Here is a 19,042-nt window from a genome sequence, read left to right as displayed (position 1 = left end):
TTCAGCGCCTCCTTCCTTACTCATTGCTCACCAGGTCGGCGTAATATCCGCCCCTGGCATACAGTTCATCGTGGGTGCCCCGCTCCACAATCTTTCCCTTATCCAGCACGATGATCTCATCGCAGTCCCGGATGGTGCTCAGCCTGTGTGCGATGATGATGCACGTAATCCCCCGGGCGTTGATGCTCTTGATCACCTCATACTCCGTCCGGGCATCCAGGGCGCTGGTCGCCTCGTCCATGATGCAGATCGTGGGGTCCTGGCTCAGCGCCCGGGCAATCTCCAGCCGCTGCCGCTGCCCGCCGCTCAGGTCCCGTCCGCCGTCCAGCAGTTTGTGGAGGAAGCCGCCGTCCCGGGTCACGATATCGTCATAGATGCCCGCGTCCCGGGCGGCCAGGGTCACTTCAAAGTCCTCGATGGAGTCATCCCACATCTTAATGTTCTGGCTCACCGTATCCTCAAACAGGGTAATATCCTGGTCGATAACGCTCACAGATCCCGTAAACACATCCCGGTCAATCTCGGAGATCGGCACCCCGTCAAACAGGATTTCCCCGCTCCAGGGCCGGTACAGTCCGGAGATCAGCTTGGCCAGCGTGCTCTTGCCGCAGCCCGTCCGTCCCACAAACGCGATCTTCTGTCCCGGCTTCACCGTCATGGAGAAGTCCGTCACCTGGGGGTTGCCCAGCCGGGAGTAACCGAAGGTCACGTTCTTCAGTTCAATATTCCCGCTCAGCTTCTGGTATTCCGCCGTCTTCTCCCTCACCACAAAGGAGGGATCCTCGGGATAGCTCATCACGTCGTCCACCCGTTCCATCTGGGTGGTCATCTCCTGCATGCTCTGCCCCGCGGAAATCAAAGACGACGCAGGCGCCATAAACGACGACAAGAACCCCTGGAAGGCCATCACCATACCGGCGGTGAACTTTCCCCGGATCACCAGCAGCACGCCCAGTCCCAGCACCGCGATGTTCGCCGTTGCGGTGATGGCGCTCGGCAGCGTGCCCAGGAACAGGTTCAGCTTAGTATATGAAACATTCTGGGAATTAACACTGGCCTGGTATCCCGCCCAGCGCCCGAAGAACCCGTTCTCCGCGCCGCTCGACTTGATCGTCTCGATCATCGAGATACCCGACATGGTCGCAGACGACAATTTTGCCGCGTCCCGCTGCTGCACCCGGGTGATGTTCACCCGCTTCGAAGTCACATACGCGGAAACGACCAAATTCAACACAATCGCTCCCACACCGATGAGCGCCAGCATGGGACTGTAATGAATCATCACCGCCAGGTAGAAGATCATCATCCCGGCCTGGATGGCCAGGGGAGCGAAGGTCTGCACCAGTGCCGACGCAATGGAGGCATTGGTGGCCTGCCGGTCCGCAATATCACCCGACAGCCGCTGGGAGAAGAACTGCATCGGCAGCCGCAGCACCTTCCACAGGTAGGAACTGCTGCCGTAGGAGGTCATCTTGCCCTGAATCCGCAGCGAATACACCGCAGAGATCCAGGTCACAACAATGGACACCACCCCGAACACCGCAAACAGCACCAGGAACATGGGCAGCCATTCCGGGTTCGATCCCGTCAGCAGCCGGTCCAGGAATGTCCGGTTAAACACCGGGGAGATAATCCCCAGCAGGGAAGAAATCGTCGTCGTCAGCACCACAAAGGCCACTGCCGTCCCGGAACCACGAAGCCGCTCCTTAGCGTAAGAAAGCACGCTCTTCGGTTTTCCGGAGGGCTTAAACTCCTCACCGGGCTCGAAGCACATGCACACCCCGGTAAACTCCCGGTCAAACTCCTCCCATTCCACCTTCACCCGTCCACGGGCCGGGTCATTCAGCACGGCCCGTTTTCCCTGGAAACCGCACAGCACCACAAAGTGATTGAATCCCCAGTGAATAATGCAGGGGAAGGGCCCTTCCTCCAGCAGATCCTCCGGCTCGACCCGCCAGGCATTGGCCACAAGCCCGTAGCTCCGCGCCGCCACCAGAATGTTCTTGGCGGAAGCACCGTCCATGCTCACGCCGCAGTCCACCCGGGCCTGCTCCAGCGGGATCCAGTTTTTATAGTAATGCATGATCATGGTCAGAGAAGCCGCACCGCATTCCAGCGCCTCCATCTGCATAACCACCGGCACCTGGCACACACCCTTTGTAATGGGCGCCGGTACCTTCTTCTTCAATCCGAACATATCAAACCCTCACACAATCTTACGCTCATATCTTCCTATAATATATGAAAGAGCAATAAACCAACCCATCACTGCAGCAACAGCGAAATGGGTCTCAGATCTTCCGTCACCGCCACCCCGGAATATACCCCGTCCGGCAGTCCGGTATCCGCCGGAACCACCACCACGGGATCACCCACGTTCAGCCCGCCGGCTTTCAGCAGGCGGATGCTTTCATCCGCCTGGATGACGATGACTTCAAATTCAGAAGAAGAGGCGAGGGGATACTCCTTCTCGTCTATACTTACATTTCCATAGGAAAGAACACCTTCCGCCTTGTCATACGGAATATAGCAGAGGCTCTTGCCTTCCTCCACCCTCACCGCCACGGAAGAAGTGGTTTTGATATGACCAAACACACCCCACAGGATGGCCCCCACCAGCAATGCAATCACTGCCGCCAGTACCAGCCACACCCCGGGAGACGTTACCCGAAGATAATCATTCAAACTCTCCGGAGACTCCACGGCCTCCAGGCTCTTTTCCCGGAACAGCTTAACCTTTGTCTGTTCAGACACACCAACAGCCCCTCTCGACATTCGATTGTAAAACCTGAGAGAAGTATATCAAACAAAATACATTTCTAGCAAGAGACAACATCACCCAGCGCCATATAAAGTAAAACGCTGCATGAACTCTTATAAATACAAGGGTATAGGTTCAAAGGGCGCGTAACCTAATGACTTAACTGCGGGACAAACGGCGCGAAATAGGGACGAACCGAAAACAAAAGTTACTCGCACTAGTATATAATGACCCAGGTAACTTCTCGACGGATGTATCTCCATTTTATGCTTCCCACAAGAAGGAGGTCAAAATCATGAATAGTTACATAAGAGATACATGAGAGCCTTCAAAAGTACATACAAATACGGACCAAGCCATCAAAAACGTACCAACGTAACCCAATTCTTTGGGTGGGAAAAATACGCAGATCCTGCTGGCCACAGTTGCATTTATCTCATTCTGCAAAAAATATACAAACTTTTTTGCAACCCCACTGCCATCTGCCAAATGCCTGCGTATAACCTTATGTGAAAATCATTCCATCCTTACAGAGAAGAGAGTGGGAAATGTGACAACATCGCATTACTATTTGCAAACGTTTGAACAAATTCCTTGCAGTTTTTCCATGATGAAACGACTATACGTTGCAGAATGTGCATAGGACGCCTGAAAACGTTGAAAAAACATTGAAAAAACCTCTTCAAATTGCATGTTTTTACCTTTACAGGCCAAAAGGTCATATGGTAAAATCAAGTAGATATACGATGTAATCAATACAACCAAGTTACACCACTCGAACTGAATCAGAAGCTGGAGGGTTAACGATGAACAAACAGGGCGGAAGCATCGATCTTGCGAGATTGGCCGTCTACATTCTCAAGCGCATTTGGCTGGTAATCCTCTGCGCTGCCATTGGCTTTGGTGTGATGTATTACCGCGCTTCTAAAGCTCCGGATACATACACAGCTTCCGGAACGATGTTCGTGACCAACAGCAATCCCAATCTGGTGAACTATGGTTACACAAGCACCTCTGATATCTCCAGCGCTGTTCAGCTGGTAAATATCTATAGTGAAGTGGTTAAAAGTGAAACTGTTATGCAGCGTGTCCTGGAATACGCTATAGAACCTGCAGGCGAGAATGGAAATGAGGAGGATATTCTGCTCAGCCAGAAATACCCTGGACTTACTACAGATGACATTCGCAAAGTAATTTCCATGAACTCTATTCATGAAACACCCATGGTTCAGGTGAGTTGTACGACAACAGATCCCAAACTCTCTGCTGATATTTGCAACAGTGTGTTACAGGTTGCTCCAACAGCTATCAAAGATGTAGTTACTGCTGGTGAAGCTAAAGCTCAGGATTATGCTGTTGTTCCGCTTCTTGCCAACGGTAGGGCTGATATGAAGAAAGGCTTCATAGGTGGACTGGCTGGCGCAATTCTGGCTTGTGCTTTCCTGACCCTACTGTTCATGATGAACCATCAGGTAGAAAAACCCGGTGAGATAACAGATCATTATACACCGCCTATCCTTTCTTACATCAGGAGAGCAAAAGGATCAGAAAAAGATGCGGGAGCATATCTGTTAAACGAGAAAAGCGACATGGATCTTGTGGAAGGATATGCCAAGCTCCGCATGAATCTGCTCTATACCTTATCCGAAAAGATGCACAGAACAGTACTGGTTACCAGCGCCATTTCCGGGGAAGGAAAGAGCACCATTGCCGCAAACCTGGCAGTTTCCCTGGCCATGAGCGGAAAAAAGATCTTGCTGGTGGACGCGGATATGCGTCGAGCTTGCCAGAGCGAGATTTTCTACTATGATCCCAATGCCTCTGGCTTGGCGGATATCCTGACTGGAAGTACAACAGCGAAGAAAGCGATTGTTTCTACTGTATGGGAAAACCTGGACATCCTGCCTGCAGGCTCCATGCCGAGCAATCCTTGCGAACTGCTGGAAAGCCCGACGATGGCCAAACTGATTCAGGAACTGGAAGAACAGTACGACCTGGTGCTAATGGACGTACCACCAATCAATATTGTTTCCGATCCTTTGGCACTATCCAGCCAGGCTGCGGGTACCTTGTTCGTGGTTCGCCAGGAGTTCTCGGATCATCGGGAAATCCGTAGGGCATTGGTTTCCTGTGAAATGACTGGCCTGGAGGTATTGGGCTTTGTCTTCTACGGGGAGAAATTGCATCAGGGCAAGTATTACAGTAAGCGCTCCCAGCGGGGATATGAATACTATAACAAATATGATACCCGGTCCAGAGTGATTGGTGATCCGGACAACCCAAAGAAGAAACAGAAACAATGAGAATGAACTGATACAAAGCATGAAGGGACTACGGGGGAAAAAGGTATGAAAAAGCTCATCAGGGTGATTCCGGTTCTTCTGATTCTGACACTGTTACTCAGCACCATTTATGGAGCGTCTGCCGCAGTGACGCCCCAGAGCCTGCGTATTCCTGCTTACACCTTGACGGATTGTGAGTGGAATGAAAACGGTCAGCTGGTCAGCGAAACAGCGCATGATGTGGATGGCAATCCCGCTGTTAACAGCCGGGGGTTCCATAAGGCGGAATATACCTGGGACGCAAAAGGCAATCCGCTGACCGAGAACTATACCGGTCTGAACGGTGAACTTGTTGTGGCTGACAGTGGCTATGCCAAAACTGTTTTCACTTATGAGAACAACTCCAAGGGAGTTCCCCACATCGTGGCGGAAGATCGCTATGCAGCTGACGGCAGCCGTGCAGATATCCCCGGAAGCTACAGCTATCGCCGGGATATCTGGGATGGGGATCAGATTTTCTCCACTTCATACTACGATGCAAAGGACAATCTGACCCAGCCTACAGGTGGTTACGCCCGGATCCTCTACAGCCTGGAAGAGGATGAAAACGCTGTTGTGATCACCAAGCGTTATGAAGACGCAAACGGCAATGTCCTGCTGGGTTCGGAAGGCGGAGCAAAAGTTGTTTCCACCTACGCCAAGGGTCTGACGGCTGCTTCCAATGCTCGGGTAGACAATATGGGGCTTGGAATGATGCTTGCCAATACGTCAAATGGTGATCGCGAAGGTGTTCCGAATTCCATACCTGAAAGTGAACGGGGAGAGCTGTTCAACACTGTAGTTCTGGATGATAATGATCGGAAGCCTATGCTTGTTTCCACAGAAATCTATGGTACAGACGGTAGCAAGACGCTGGGTGCTCAGCGCTGGCAGCGGGAAGTTCGAAGCTATGATGAACGCGGAAACCTTACCCGTACAGACTATTATGGTGCGGATGGGGAACTCATCATTTCTTCTACCGGAACTGCGTCTACTGTTAATACTTATGATGAACTGAACCGCGTGATCCAGATTGATTACCTGGATCGTGATGGTCAGCTACTCAAAATGCTGAACGGCTATGCCCGAGTAACCTATGAGTACTACGGAAGTAGCGATCGCGTGCATTATATCCGCTATTTCGGTGCAGATGGTAACCGTACCATGATTACATCCGGTATATCTATGATTGAATTCGAATATGACGATAACAACGAATTCGACTGGGATAAGCGGGAAACCTATTATGATATTCTGGATGAATACACTCAGTCCAACGGTGGCTTTGCCCGGATTGAATGGAAATGGGATGAAGTCCGTACTTATGACAATAAGGGCAATGAAATCTGGGTGTTGAATCCAGACTATGATCGGTGGGAAAAATATTATGGTACAGATATGAACCTGATTGAACGTAAGGCAGGTCATGCTGGGATAGAGAATATACGCAACGAATATGGTCAAGTCATTAAAACAGTGTATATGAATGACCAATGGCAACCTACCCGATATGAGGAAGGACAGTATGCCTGGATCGAATATCAGTATGAAACCAATGATCCGACAGAACCCGCCTGCTATGAAGCTTACTTCGATAAGGATGGCAATCCGGTGGAAGGCATTACCGGTGCCTATGCCCGTAGCATGGTCTACGGTGGACCGAAGAAGAACCTGCTTCTTGAGGAATCCTTCTTTGATGCAGAAGGTAATCCTGATACCAGCGTGATAACCGGTGCACATAAAGCTACATACACTTACGACCGCAATCTGCTGCAGACTTCAGTCCATTACTACAATTCGGACGGTACACTTTTCGCTACCCGAAACGGGGAAGCGGCTATGCTGCGGGAGTATAACAGCAAGGGAAGCCTGCTGTGGGAATTCACCTTCGGGGACGATAATAAACCCATGGCAGTGAATGGTACCAATGCTGCCCAGGTTCATAGTTATGACTACGCCGGACATCATACAGGTGAGAAGTTCTTCGATGAGAACGGCACTCCTGTGACCAACAGTAATGGTTATGCCAGTGCCATCTATGAATATGATGCGAAAGGCAATATCACTTCCATTTCCTATTACAATGCGGAGAATATGCCTACTCTTGTCAGCGGACGGGCTAAAGTGGAACGGGAATATGATAACGCCCACCATATGACCTATGAACTGAACGTTGGTACCAATGGTCGCCCGGTTCTGCAGAGCGATGGCTATGCTGCTCGGAAACTGACCTATGATCCTGAAACCGGTTTGACCGCGAAGGTTGAATATCTGGACGCCCAGGGCGAACCGGTTGTGATCTCCCAGGGCTATGCTTCCTATGAAGTGAAATATGACCACGCCGGAAATCTGACTCTGCGTGCTTATTATGACGAAAAGGGCGAGCTTATTGCTCCCGCTAATCCCGGTTATGCCAAGCTGGAACGGCAGATCGACGCCCAGGGGCGGGTAACTGAGGAAGTCCGTTATAACGCAGACGGATCCTTGCAGGAAAATCGTGAGGGTTATGCGGTAACCCAGACCATTTATGAAGACAACAAAACTACGATTGCTTATCTGAATGCGAACCGTGAACCCGCGGATACTTCCTTTGGCTATGCAAAGAAAGAAACTGAAATCGATTATATGGGCAACACCGTGAGTATCGCTTACTTCGGTGCAAAGAATGAGCCTGTAAAAATCGCTGACGGATACCATACCCAGAAAAACACCTGGGATATGGAAGGCCACCAGCTGAGCGAGAAGTACTTTGACGAAAACGGCAAACCTGTTGCCTGTCCGAAGGGCTATGCTTCCTTCATCTGTGAGTATGATAAGAATGGAAACACCACTCGGGAAGTGTACTTTGGTGTGAACGGAGAAGTTGCCAAGGTCATTGCCGGTGCTCCGGAAGTCCTGCGGGAGTATGACGATGAGAATCGTCTCCTGAATGAAAAATATCTTGATGAAACCGGTATGCCCTTTATGCTGCGCGGTGACTATGCAGCCACTGAATGCGAATATGACGCTCGTGGCAATCTGCTGAGCGAAAAATTCTTCGGCATAGAGGGACAGCCGGTGATCTCTACCAAGGGCTATGCCCAGAAGACGGACACCTATGATATCCGCGGTCATCTCCTGTCTGAAGAATACTCCGATGGCAAAGGCAATCTTCTGATGCAGCAGATCGGCTACGCGAAGAAGTTGCAGACTTGGGACAGCCACGGTAATCTGCTGAGTGAAGCCTGGTTCGATGAATCCAATCAGCCTGCCCTGCAGGAAAACACCTACGGATATAAGACCTATAAATATGATAACCATAATAACCTGACAGAAGAGGCTTGGTATCACCATGAAGGAGCTCCGACCATACTAGCGGACGGTTATAACCGTGTGGTTCACGTATATAATGCCTTTGATCGCCGGGTCCGTAGTGTCTGGTATTACAACATGGATATTGTGACCCTGCCGGAAGGATATGCTGCCAAGACCTTCGAATATGACGCCAGGGGTCGGATCACTAAGACTTCCTGCCTGGATGATAAGATGCAGCGGGTAATGACGAAGAAGGGTTATTCTGCTGAACAGAAGGTCTATGATAATGCCAATAATGTCTTGCAGGTCCGTTACCTGGATGTCAATGATAAGCTGACCCGCCTGCCGGAGGGCTTCAGCGTTTGGCAGCGTGAGTATGACAAAAACAATCACGTGATCCTGGAACAGTTCCTGGATGAGAATGAACGGATTGCTTCTCTCACTGACCGTGCTCCTGCTTCCAGAAATGTATATGATGCAAGAGGACGTCTTGTGCGCATAGAATACCTGAATACAGGTTTACAAGCTATTGAGACACAATTTGGCTACGCAACTATACAGTATGCATACGATGATCAGGATCGCCGTACCAACATTACCTACCTGGATGTTAATGGATTGAACACTATGATCTCCGCTGGTTATGCCGGCATTCGGTATGAATACAGTGATCAGGGCAAGATCTGGCGCACCACTTACCTTGATGTTTCTGGCCAACCGACGCTTTTCAAGGATGGATACGCTGCCAGCGAGTTTATCTATGACAATGATCTGAACCAGATTGGCACCATCTACCTGGATGACAAGTACAACAGAACTTATATCAGTGCTGGATATTCTGGCATCCGCCGCGCAGTGGATAAAAATGGGGACATCCTGACAGAAATCTACCTGGATAATGAAGACCTGCCGGTGGCAGGTGCGGGCGGATACGCCACGCGACGCAACACCTGGGATAACCTTCGCAGGGTGGTTCGTAGAGACTATCTGGATAAGGATGGCCAGCCGGCTAAGCTTTCCAGCGGTTACTGTTCTGTTACTTATCAGTATGACAGTAACAGCAACAAGATCCGTGAGTCCTACTATAACAAGGATGGCGAACTGATCTGGAATAATGACGGTTATTGCGAGATTTTGTTGAAATATGACGAGCGGAACCATTGCATCGAAGAACGTCTTCTGACCAGGGGCGGGAAGCCTGCCGTTCACAACTATGGACGCTACTCTTCCATGACCCGCAAGGTGGATGAGGACGGACGTGTGCTGGAAGTCCACTTCTATGATGAGCAGGGACGGCCTACCTTCTATGCCAACGACTATGCTGAAGCTCGGTATGTTTATGACCTGGCCGGACGGCAGACAGAAGTAAGCTACTATGATAATGAAGGTAATCCGATGGCAGTACGCCGCGGCTATGCAAGAATGACAACAGAATACAATACGCTGGGTCTGAAAACCGAGGAAGCCTACTACGATGTAGACGGTAACCTGGTGGATACCCAGATGGGTTATGCCAAGGAAGTATCCACCTATGATGATTTAGGTAACCGACTATCTGTCAAATATTTGAACACTGCGCAGCTGCAGGTTGTTCCGGAAGGCTCAGCATATGCTTATTACCTGATGGACTACGATGATGCTGGGCGGATCCTGAGTGAAGAATACTACGATGAAATGGACAAGCCCACTTTGTGCAGGGAAGGCTATTATGCCCATTACGCCGAATATACCGAAAAGGGACGCCTGAAGGTAGAAACCTATCTGGACAACGAGAATAAGCCTGTTGCTTATAATGGTTACTCTAAGCGTGAACTAGTTGAGGAAGATGAAGAGAAAAATACATACACCCTCCGTGTCATGAATGAAACCATGGATGACGAGTCCTATATCGAAAGCCGCCAGACATTCGATAAGTATGACCGGATGATTAGGATAAGCTACTTCGATAAGGCTGGGAATCCGGCTGTTGGTGCGGAAGGCGCCAGTACGGTAGAGAAGGAATATACCGGACGCGGCCAGATCGCGCTGGAGAAGTTCTACGATGCGGCAAATAAAGCAACCGCTGTGAACGGTGCTTATGGTGTGGCTACTACCTATACTCCCTTTGGCCGTATTGATAAACAGACCTGGCTGGATGAGGACGGTAATCCTGCACCCAATGCTGATGGCTATGCGGCTTTGACCTATTCATATGATCTGACCAATGCCGCCAAGGTAGAAAAATATATCCAGAAATACTTTGATGAGAATGATGAGCCTTGTGCAGATATCCTGGGAGCCTATGGCGTCAGCATCCTCTACTATCCGAATACACGGGTTCACGAGGTAACCTACCTGGACGATGAAGGTAAACCGATTAATACAACAAAGGGATATGCCCAGCTTCAGTACGAAGAGGATGAAAACGGAAATCGTACCTGGGAAGGCTACTTCGACAAGCATGGCGGACAAGCTAACTGCGACGAAGGCTATTCAAGCAAGGAAAGTGAATACGACAGTGCAGGACGCCTGATCGCCGAGCGGTACCTGGATCGTTACAACAAACTGACAAACAATGCTGAAGGTTTTGCAGGATGGAATGGCTACTATGACGCGGAAGGTAACCTGATCCTGACAAGTAAGTACGATCTGAATAGGGAAGCACTTCCGACTGAGAATCCTTAAAGGAGGGAAGCACAATGAAAAAGATGACTAAAATGATTATCAAACTGATCGCCTTGCTTCTTCTCCTGTGTCTGCTTCCTATGGCAGTAACAGCCGAGGAAGAGAAGGATGACAAATGGGAATCTTTCCTGCTGATCTGCAATGAGGGCATGAACAACGATAAGGGCAATGCTGGCAACACCTTGATGGTTGCTGCCATGGAACCTGATCAGGGCAGAATCCACCTTATGATGTTCACCTGGGATACGTTCATTGATTATGAAGGCTATGATGTACCCCAGAAGCTGGATATGCCCTATAGGAATAACGGCCCGGAAGAAGCAGTCAAGGTGTTCAATGAAAACTTTGGCCTGAACATCAAGCACTATCTGAGTTTAAACTACCTGAATCTGGCTTCTTTGATTGATGAATACGGCGGAATCAATGTAGATATCACCCGTGCAGAGCGTAATGCCCTGAATGGTATGGTGGCCTCCAAAAAGATCCGCCTGCAGGAGCAGGTGGCTGCCGGTGAATTGGGACAGACTGTCATAGATATGCTGGCTCAGGAATACTATCTTAACGACTTTGGTCCCAACACTCACCTGAATGGCCTTCAGGCGGTTGGTTACGGATGGCTGCAGTATGACAGCGTGTATAACTGCTGTCAAAGGGATGCGAATGTTGTCGCGGGTCTTTTCCATAGCGCAGGAAACTTTATCGCGGACAAGGTAGCTCTGTATACTAATGAAACCGGTGTACCTACAGACGATTACGCCAGGAGACTCATCAACCTGGATGAAATTACCGAAGAAGATTATCAGTTCCTTCGTGACCAGATCGCTCCCATTTTCCAGATGTCTGTAAACAATATGACTGAGGATGAAATACGGAGTATTACACTCGCTCTCGCCAAGATTGCCTATCAGGCGGAACGGGAAGGTGCGAGTATCTTTGATTTGATTAAATCTACCATTCTTCCTCTAGAAGCGACCCAGCCTTATGACATTGTGGCTGGTGCACAGGGACATTTGATCGACAAAGAAGCCAACATCGTTGCTGTAAAAGAGTTCCTGTACACAGAAGACTAAAGCAAGAAAGGGCAACCAAGTACTGACCGGATTGGCAGGCTGACGAATCCCTGGAACATACCGAAGCCTGCCCGCGGAAATAACATTCCGCGGGCAGCACTTTATCCCGGCATAAACAACCGGGACGGCGGAGCCTACCCATTTTTAGATGTCATCTCGAGCGTAGTTGAGAGATCTCCCCGCCGCAGCGATATTGTTATGACTTCAGATAGTTATCCGGAACATCCGATAGCGGCACGTTGTCATTCTGAGTAAGGCAGCAAAGCTGCCGCATCGAAGAATCTCCCCGCCCATATACGTTCGGGAACGCAATCGGAACATCTTTAATCCCAATAGTAACCAACAATTATGCATTGTAAGGATCGGAGGTGAGAGCACTGTACGCATATTGTTACTTCTGCGAAACCCAGAAATGCAGCACAATTGCTGCTCTCATCCGTCGGACCTTAAACGAGACATGTTTTTCCCCGGAAATCATACAGCGTAAATGGACCAAAGGCATCTGTGAAGAAGTTCGTCATCCTTGGCTTCCGGGATATATCTTCCACTATACGGAAGAACCCCAGGATCATCCGATTTATATGCCGGGCATAATTCGTCGCTTGGGCGACGGAGAACTAAAGAACGAAGATCTTGCCTTTGCCAACATGCTTTATGAGCACAATGGCATCATGGGAACCATATATCTAGCTGAAGAAGGACAGTATTGCACCGTAACCGATCATCTCTGGCAGAAGATGGAGGGAAAGGTAATCAAAATCGATCGCGGAAGGAAACGCTGTTGTGTAGAATTTACCTTTGATGGTGTTCGACGTACTGTTTGGCTGGGATATGAAATGATTCAGCCTAAAGAGAATGACAAATCATAATCATCATAAACATAGCTTGTACACATAATACCTACATAATACTGACAACGAATAAGAAAAGAACGTATTAACTTGCGAAGGATATCTTCAATACCAACATAATAGACAGTAAAGTTATAGGAGATGTAATATCATGATCAAGCACATCGGGTCATATCTGAAGAAGAGCAGTTACAAGCTTTTTGCTTATAAAGGGGCTCATTTGATACTGTCAGTTGGTTTATTCTATATATTCTTTATTTTGTTTAGATATGGATCTTTAACAAGCGTGGATACATATGGTTTCCGTTATAACTATTTTGTTGCATTAATCTATGGAGCAATGATTGTGTTTTTCGTTCGCACTTATAATGCATATCTTCTGGGCTATACCAGAGTCAGGACATTGGTTTTTGGACAGTTTCTTGCACAATTGCTTAGTATAGTAATTCTATATTTTGTTATATCTATAGCATGGAGTAAGTTCACCAGTTTTCTTGTTTTCTTTCCTATGCTTATTGCTCAGATTATCTTGGATGTAATTTGGTCTTATTATGGTAATACGATTTTCTATAAACTATACGGTAAGAGAAAAACCTTACTAATCTATAGAAATCAGATTGATAAAATACGCTTTGGCACAATAAAAGGAAAACCAACAGAGCGTATGTATGAAGTAACAGATGAACTTCAATATGATGGCTCCTTTTCAGCACTGAAAGACAAGCTTCAAGGATACGATACTATTTTCGTTGCTGGTGTTAATTCTCGTTGTAGAAACGGTATCTTGAAATATTGTAAAGAAAACAATGTATATGGTCTTTTCTTGCCGCATATTGGTGATACCATTATGCAGGATGCAAAACATATTCAGGCTTTTGATTCCCCGGTTTTGGCGATTAGCAGAAAAGAATTAAGTCCTGAATTTGCTGTTATAAAGAGAGTGTTTGATATTGTTTCTTCTGGTTTAGCGCTGATCCTCTTAAGTCCGGTTATTCTTGTTACTGCGTTGGTGATAAAACTGTATGATGGCGGTCCTGCTTTCTATCGGCAAACACGCCTCACTCGAGATGGTAAAGAGTTTCAAATCTTAAAATTCCGGTCTATGAGAGTAGATGCTGAAAAGGATGGAGTTGCTAGATTGAGTACAGGGGAAAATGATGATCGAATTACTCCTGTTGGAAGGATTGTACGTAGATATCGACTCGATGAAATACCGCAACTTATAAATATATTCAAGGGAGATATGTCTGTTGTAGGCCCTAGACCTGAAAGACCTGAAATAGCAGAACAGTATTGTCAGAGCATGCCTGAATTCAAACTTAGACTTCAAGTAAAAGCTGGCCTTACTGGCTATGCACAAGTGTATGGGAAATACAATACTTCTCCATATGAAAAGCTTGAGTTTGATCTGCTATATATAAATAATATGAGCATTCTCATAGATGTTCAGTTATGCTTTGCTACACTTATGACTGTATTTAGAAAAGACAGTACAGAAGGTGTTACAGGGATAACTGCAATAGATAGTGAAAAAAACATAAATTGTAAAGAGAGAAACAAAATGTCTGAAGAATATGACAATTAAAGGATAATTTTGATGCTGTTTAAAATGGGAATATATTGAATGAATATACAAAGAGAGAGAAATGCTTTTATGGAAAAAATAATGATTTTGGCAAATGATACAACATATACCTATAATCTTCGAGATGAAGTAATAGAACGCCTAATAAAAGAAAAGTATGAGGTTGTTATTGCAGCAAAAATGCTTCATTATCAAGATGAATTACAATCATTAGGTGTCCGATTAATTGATATTCAGACGAATCGGCATGGAAAAAATCCATTATCTGATATTCTACTTCTGCAGAAGTATTACAAATTGATAAAAACAGAAAAACCAGATATAGTTTTAACTTATAACATCAAGCCAAATTCGTATGGAGGTATAGCTTGCAGATTAACAAAGACACGATATTTAACAAATATTACAGGACTTGGTACAGCTATTGAGAATCCAAGCATATTACAGATAATTGCTAAAAAAATATACAAAGCAGGAGTTGCAGGGGCTTGTTGTGTGTTTTTTCAGAATGAGGAAAACAGGCAATTCTTTATAAATCATAGTATGTTAAGAAAAAAATGTAAGACTGTTCTTCTTCCTGGATCTGGTGTAAATCTCAAAAAACACTTGCCATTAGAATATCCAAAGGGAGAAGTTATCAATTTTCTTTTTGTTGCACGAGTTATGAAAGAGAAAGGTATAGATATTTACTTGAATGCAGCTAAGCAGATTCATCAAAAATATAATAATACACTCTTTCATATATGTGGAATATGTGATGACGAAAAGTACTTGAAAAAGCTAAAAGAGACCGATAAATATATCCAATATCATGGTGAGCAGAAAAACATGATACCATTTTATGAGATGGCTCATTGTATCGTTCATCCAAGTTTTTATCCGGAAGGAATGAGCAATGTGCTTCTAGAAGCAGCGGCACATTGTCGACCTATTATTACTACAGACAGATCTGGTTGTCGCGAAATTGTAGATAATGGGATAAATGGCTATATAATTCCATGCCATAGTCATGAGAAACTTATAGAGTCTATTGAGATGTTTATGAAATTATGTTGGTTAGAGAAAAAGGCAATGGGTATAGCTGCAAGACAAAAAGTTGAAAAGGAATTTGATCGACAGATTGTTGCAGAAAAGTATTTAGAAGAAGTGAAAAAGGCATGAGAAAGTATTTAAGGTAAGAAATATATAGCGCCAATGCAGAGGAATGAAAGTGATTCATTTAGTATATCATGGTGAGCAGAAAGATATGATTCTCTTCTTTTAGCTGGTCCATCGTAAAATTCGTCAGAGCTATTATCTTTAAAGATCTGAGTATTGTGTTGCATGAAGCAACTGCTTATGATCATTCAATAATAGCTATATATAGATCGTGTTGGATACAGAGAAACGATCGAAAATGATAGGGCTGGGTAGTTGAGACCTATTAGGGATGAAGATGTATTAGTGGATAGTATAGAAATTGTTATGGATGTGAATGAGAAGAGAAGAACGGGATAAATAGATTAAGTAGAATATATTTAGTTGATAACTTGTAGTAAGTGCATATATCTCTGAGATGGGTGGGATAGTTTAATGATAATATTATTGATAAAAGTGTTATTTGGGTACAAAAATGTAGAGACTTTTTGGATAATTAGAGAAAAAGTGATAAAGCTTGAAAAAAAAGATATAAGAACTCATATATATAATTCTATGTGTTCGATCATTAGAAGAAGGTACGGTGCGGGAATTCCAACATTGAAAACAATTATGCCTTTTAGAACGCCACATGCTTTTCATGGCATTTTTATTTCGAAGTATGCCAAAGTTGAAAGTGGATGCACTATCTTCCAACATGTAACAATTGGACAAAATGAATTGTTGCAAGATGAAAAAAAAGGATCAGCGATTGCTCCAACGATAGGGAAAAACTGTTATATTGGAGCAGGTGCTAAGATAATAGGACCATGTAATATTGGGGACAATGTTCGAATAGGAGCTGGAGCGATTGTTGTTGAGAATATTCCGGATAATGCAACAGTTGTAATGAACAAACCTAGAGTAATTATTCGTGAAAAAACAAGAGAGAAGGCATAACAATGAAGACGGTATTTTTTTTGGTGAATTATACACCAGATGATCAATCGATAGGAATAACAAAGAAGATATCTGGACAGATCAGCGCATTGCGAAAGCTTGGGTATAATGTATATTACACTTGCTATAAAAACGAAGGCGTTGCGATATGTAATAATAATGATAGTATTGTCGCTACAGAAAAGTTTAAAACAAAAAATGGAAAGATAAACCGTTTACTAAGATATAATTTGCTGCTTCATTTGGCGTATCAATATATTACAACTTCAAATATTAGATATAATTATTGCTATGCAAGAATATCGGCAGCTACAAACAGATATGTTTCAATCTTACGAACAATGCATAATCAAGGAGCCAAAGTAATTGTAGAAATGTTGTCTTATTTTCCAGGTATAAAACCGAAGACAATAAAGAGTAAGTATTTATGGTTTTTTGTAAAGCGAAACATAGGACAATTACAAAGCGTTATCGATAAGGTTATTACCGAAGGAGAAATCAAAGACTTTTACGGTATTCCATCTGAAAAAGGACGGATAGGAGTTAATGTTGACACTCTTCCTGTACATCATTATATAGGAAATAAAGATGAGTTAAACCTTATATCTGTTGGGAATGAACGAGAGTATCATGGGTATGATCGATTAATTTTTAGCTATAAAGAATACCTGAAACATAATGAGAAAGTTAAAATTACAATACATATCGTTGGAGAAGTAAGCAAAAGAACCAAAGCCATGATCACACCTGATCTATCTGATAAAGTGATACTATATGGGAAATTATATGGGGAAGAATTAAAAACAATATATAATAAGTGTAATTTGGGTGTTGGACCTTTAGCTCAGCATAGAATTGGGGGAAAGAAAGATACTGGGCTAAAAACTAAAGAATATCTTGGTATAGGAATACCGTACATTTATTCTGGAGTTGAAGAGGATCTTCCTAATGAATTTCCCTATGTGTATAGAATCCCAGCGGATGAGAGTATTATTGACTTTGCTTCAATTTGGGAATTTTATAAAAAGATACGGGACAATTCTAAAATGTCTGAAGAGATGCGCAATATAGCAAAGGAAACGTTGTCTTGGGATAGTATTATGAAGAAAGCATTATCCTTCTAGAAAAGTATGATAACTATTCATGAATGTGTAAGTATCTATGTATATATGCTAATAGATTGTGCTGATAATACAATGGCTCTGTGTTTGCTATGAGAATATCAGTAACAGATTAGCTGATGTATTAATGTTGTTATGAAACGACTAGAGGAAGAATGAATATGAATGCTACTGCACATAATAGGCCAATAAGAGTTCTTCATATGATAGGAAGTCTTGGCTTTGGTGGCTCTCAGATGGTGATTCTAAATCTATATAAAGCAATAGATAGAAACAGAATACAGTTTGATTTTGTTTTAGATGAACCTACTCATAGAGAACAAGCATCTTTAGTGGAAAGCATGGGATCAAGGATTTTCACCATGCCTAAGTTTAATGGTTATAATTTTCGAGAAGTATTGTTGGCTTGGGATCGATTCTTTTATGAACATCCAGAATACAGGATATTACATTCACATAATAGGAGCTATGCAGCTTTGATTTTTCTAATGGCAAAAAAGCATAAAGTATATACTATAATACATAGTCACAGTACATCAAATGGAAAAGGAATATCTTCAATTGCAAAACAATTGTTACAATACCCTTTGAGATATCAGGCGGATTATTTTTTAAGTTGTTCAAAAAAATCTGGTGAATGGCTGTTTGGTAAAAGAATTACGAATAAAAGTAACTATCATGTTTTACAGAATGCAATTGACTTAAGTCAATACGTTTTTAACGAAGAAAGACGGATTATTACAAGAAGAAAATTAGGAATAGGTAGTGAAATTGTATATATTCATATAGGTAGATTTCATCCATCAAAAAATCATCCGTTTTTATTAGAAACATTTAGTAAAATAGTTCGGAATGATCAAAACGCAGTCCTTCTTTTAGTTGGTGAAGGTGGATTAAAAGAAGAAATGATTAGAAGAGCAAGCGAACTATCAATTGCTGATAAAGTATTTTTTCTCGGTTTACGAGATGATGTTCCTGATCTTTTAAATGCATCCGATTGTTTTCTGTTTCCATCCATATGGGAGGGGTTGCCAGTAGCAGTTATAGAAGCACAAGCAGCAGGCTTACCTTGTATTGTTTCTGCAAATGTGACGGATAGTGTTTTTATCTCTTCTTTAGCTCAAAAGGTGCCAATCGATCGAGGTACAGACACATGGATTAATTGTATTAGAAATACAGATATGAAACGAAAAGATGTGAGAGAAGAAATAAGGAAAGCAGGTTTTGATATAATTGATACAGCTACATGGATTACTAATTTATATGAATCACTTTAATGTATGGATTGTTGAAATATGA

11 protein-coding genes are annotated in these 19,042 nt (G+C 44.4%); 9 read left to right on the top strand and 2 right to left on the bottom strand.

What is annotated here, in order from left to right:
* Positions 1–16 precede the first annotated feature (16 nt).
* On the bottom strand, positions 17–2,197 hold the full coding sequence (locus JYE49_RS05920; RefSeq protein ID WP_093958433.1) for an NHLP family bacteriocin export ABC transporter peptidase/permease/ATPase subunit: 2,181 nt from the start codon (positions 2,195–2,197) through the stop codon (positions 17–19).
* A gap of 68 nt (positions 2,198–2,265) precedes the next feature.
* Positions 2,266–2,754: a hypothetical protein gene (locus JYE49_RS05915; RefSeq protein ID WP_093958434.1), complete on the bottom strand. Its 489-nt coding sequence runs from the start codon at positions 2,752–2,754 to the stop codon at positions 2,266–2,268.
* Between the two features lie 813 nt (positions 2,755–3,567).
* Here JYE49_RS05915 and JYE49_RS05910 point away from each other — a divergent pair.
* The 9 genes from JYE49_RS05910 (at position 3,568) to JYE49_RS05870 (ending at position 19,020) form a co-directional block, all read left to right on the top strand.
* Complete coding sequence (locus tag JYE49_RS05910) at positions 3,568–5,064, top strand: tyrosine-protein kinase domain-containing protein (RefSeq protein ID WP_093958436.1); 1,497 nt, start codon at positions 3,568–3,570, stop codon at positions 5,062–5,064.
* 45 nt (positions 5,065–5,109) lie between these two features.
* Positions 5,110–11,040, top strand: coding sequence for an RHS repeat domain-containing protein (locus JYE49_RS05905; protein WP_093958437.1), 5,931 nt, complete (start codon positions 5,110–5,112; stop codon positions 11,038–11,040).
* A gap of 14 nt (positions 11,041–11,054) precedes the next feature.
* Entirely contained in the window at positions 11,055–12,110 is a 1,056-nt protein-coding gene (locus JYE49_RS05900; RefSeq protein ID WP_093958438.1) for an LCP family glycopolymer transferase, read from the top strand.
* 368 nt (positions 12,111–12,478) lie between these two features.
* Positions 12,479–12,979 (top strand): hypothetical protein, encoded by a 501-nt coding sequence (locus JYE49_RS05895; RefSeq protein ID WP_143754551.1) that lies wholly within the window; start codon positions 12,479–12,481, stop codon positions 12,977–12,979.
* A 133-nt stretch (positions 12,980–13,112) separates the two neighbouring features.
* On the top strand, positions 13,113–14,546 hold the full coding sequence (locus JYE49_RS05890; protein WP_093958440.1) for a sugar transferase: 1,434 nt from the start codon (positions 13,113–13,115) through the stop codon (positions 14,544–14,546).
* A gap of 39 nt (positions 14,547–14,585) precedes the next feature.
* Positions 14,586–15,707 (top strand): glycosyltransferase family 4 protein, encoded by a 1,122-nt coding sequence (locus tag JYE49_RS05885; RefSeq protein WP_304583314.1) that lies wholly within the window; start codon positions 14,586–14,588, stop codon positions 15,705–15,707.
* A gap of 411 nt (positions 15,708–16,118) precedes the next feature.
* A complete protein-coding gene (locus tag JYE49_RS05880; RefSeq protein WP_283399475.1) occupies positions 16,119–16,622 on the top strand; it encodes an LbetaH domain-containing protein in 504 nt (167 codons plus the stop codon).
* A 2-nt stretch (positions 16,623–16,624) separates the two neighbouring features.
* Positions 16,625–17,746: a glycosyltransferase family protein gene (locus tag JYE49_RS05875; protein WP_093958441.1), complete on the top strand. Its 1,122-nt coding sequence runs from the start codon at positions 16,625–16,627 to the stop codon at positions 17,744–17,746.
* Positions 17,747–17,904: 158 nt separating this feature from the next.
* Positions 17,905–19,020, top strand: coding sequence for a glycosyltransferase (locus JYE49_RS05870; protein ID WP_179217445.1), 1,116 nt, complete (start codon positions 17,905–17,907; stop codon positions 19,018–19,020).
* Positions 19,021–19,042: the final 22 nt, after the last annotated feature.

The organism is Aristaeella hokkaidonensis (genome assembly GCF_018128945.1).
Lineage (GTDB): Bacteria > Bacillota > Clostridia > Christensenellales > Aristaeellaceae > Aristaeella > Aristaeella hokkaidonensis.
Note: the sequence above shows the minus strand (reverse complement) of the source record. Positions and strands in the feature narration are given on the sequence as shown.

Coding starts and splice junctions, on each gene's coding strand:
- JYE49_RS05920 (WP_093958433.1), bottom strand. CDS start 2,197: ATGTTCGGATTGAAGAAGAAGGTACCGGCGCCCATTACAAAGGGTGTG.
- JYE49_RS05910 (WP_093958436.1), top strand. CDS start 3,568: ATGAACAAACAGGGCGGAAGCATCGATCTTGCGAGATTGGCCGTCTAC.
- JYE49_RS05905 (WP_093958437.1), top strand. CDS start 5,110: ATGAAAAAGCTCATCAGGGTGATTCCGGTTCTTCTGATTCTGACACTG.
- JYE49_RS05900 (WP_093958438.1), top strand. CDS start 11,055: ATGAAAAAGATGACTAAAATGATTATCAAACTGATCGCCTTGCTTCTT.
- JYE49_RS05890 (WP_093958440.1), top strand. CDS start 13,113: ATGATCAAGCACATCGGGTCATATCTGAAGAAGAGCAGTTACAAGCTT.
- JYE49_RS05885 (WP_304583314.1), top strand. CDS start 14,586: ATGAATATACAAAGAGAGAGAAATGCTTTTATGGAAAAAATAATGATT.
- JYE49_RS05880 (WP_283399475.1), top strand. CDS start 16,119: ATGATAATATTATTGATAAAAGTGTTATTTGGGTACAAAAATGTAGAG.
- JYE49_RS05875 (WP_093958441.1), top strand. CDS start 16,625: ATGAAGACGGTATTTTTTTTGGTGAATTATACACCAGATGATCAATCG.
- JYE49_RS05870 (WP_179217445.1), top strand. CDS start 17,905: ATGAATGCTACTGCACATAATAGGCCAATAAGAGTTCTTCATATGATA.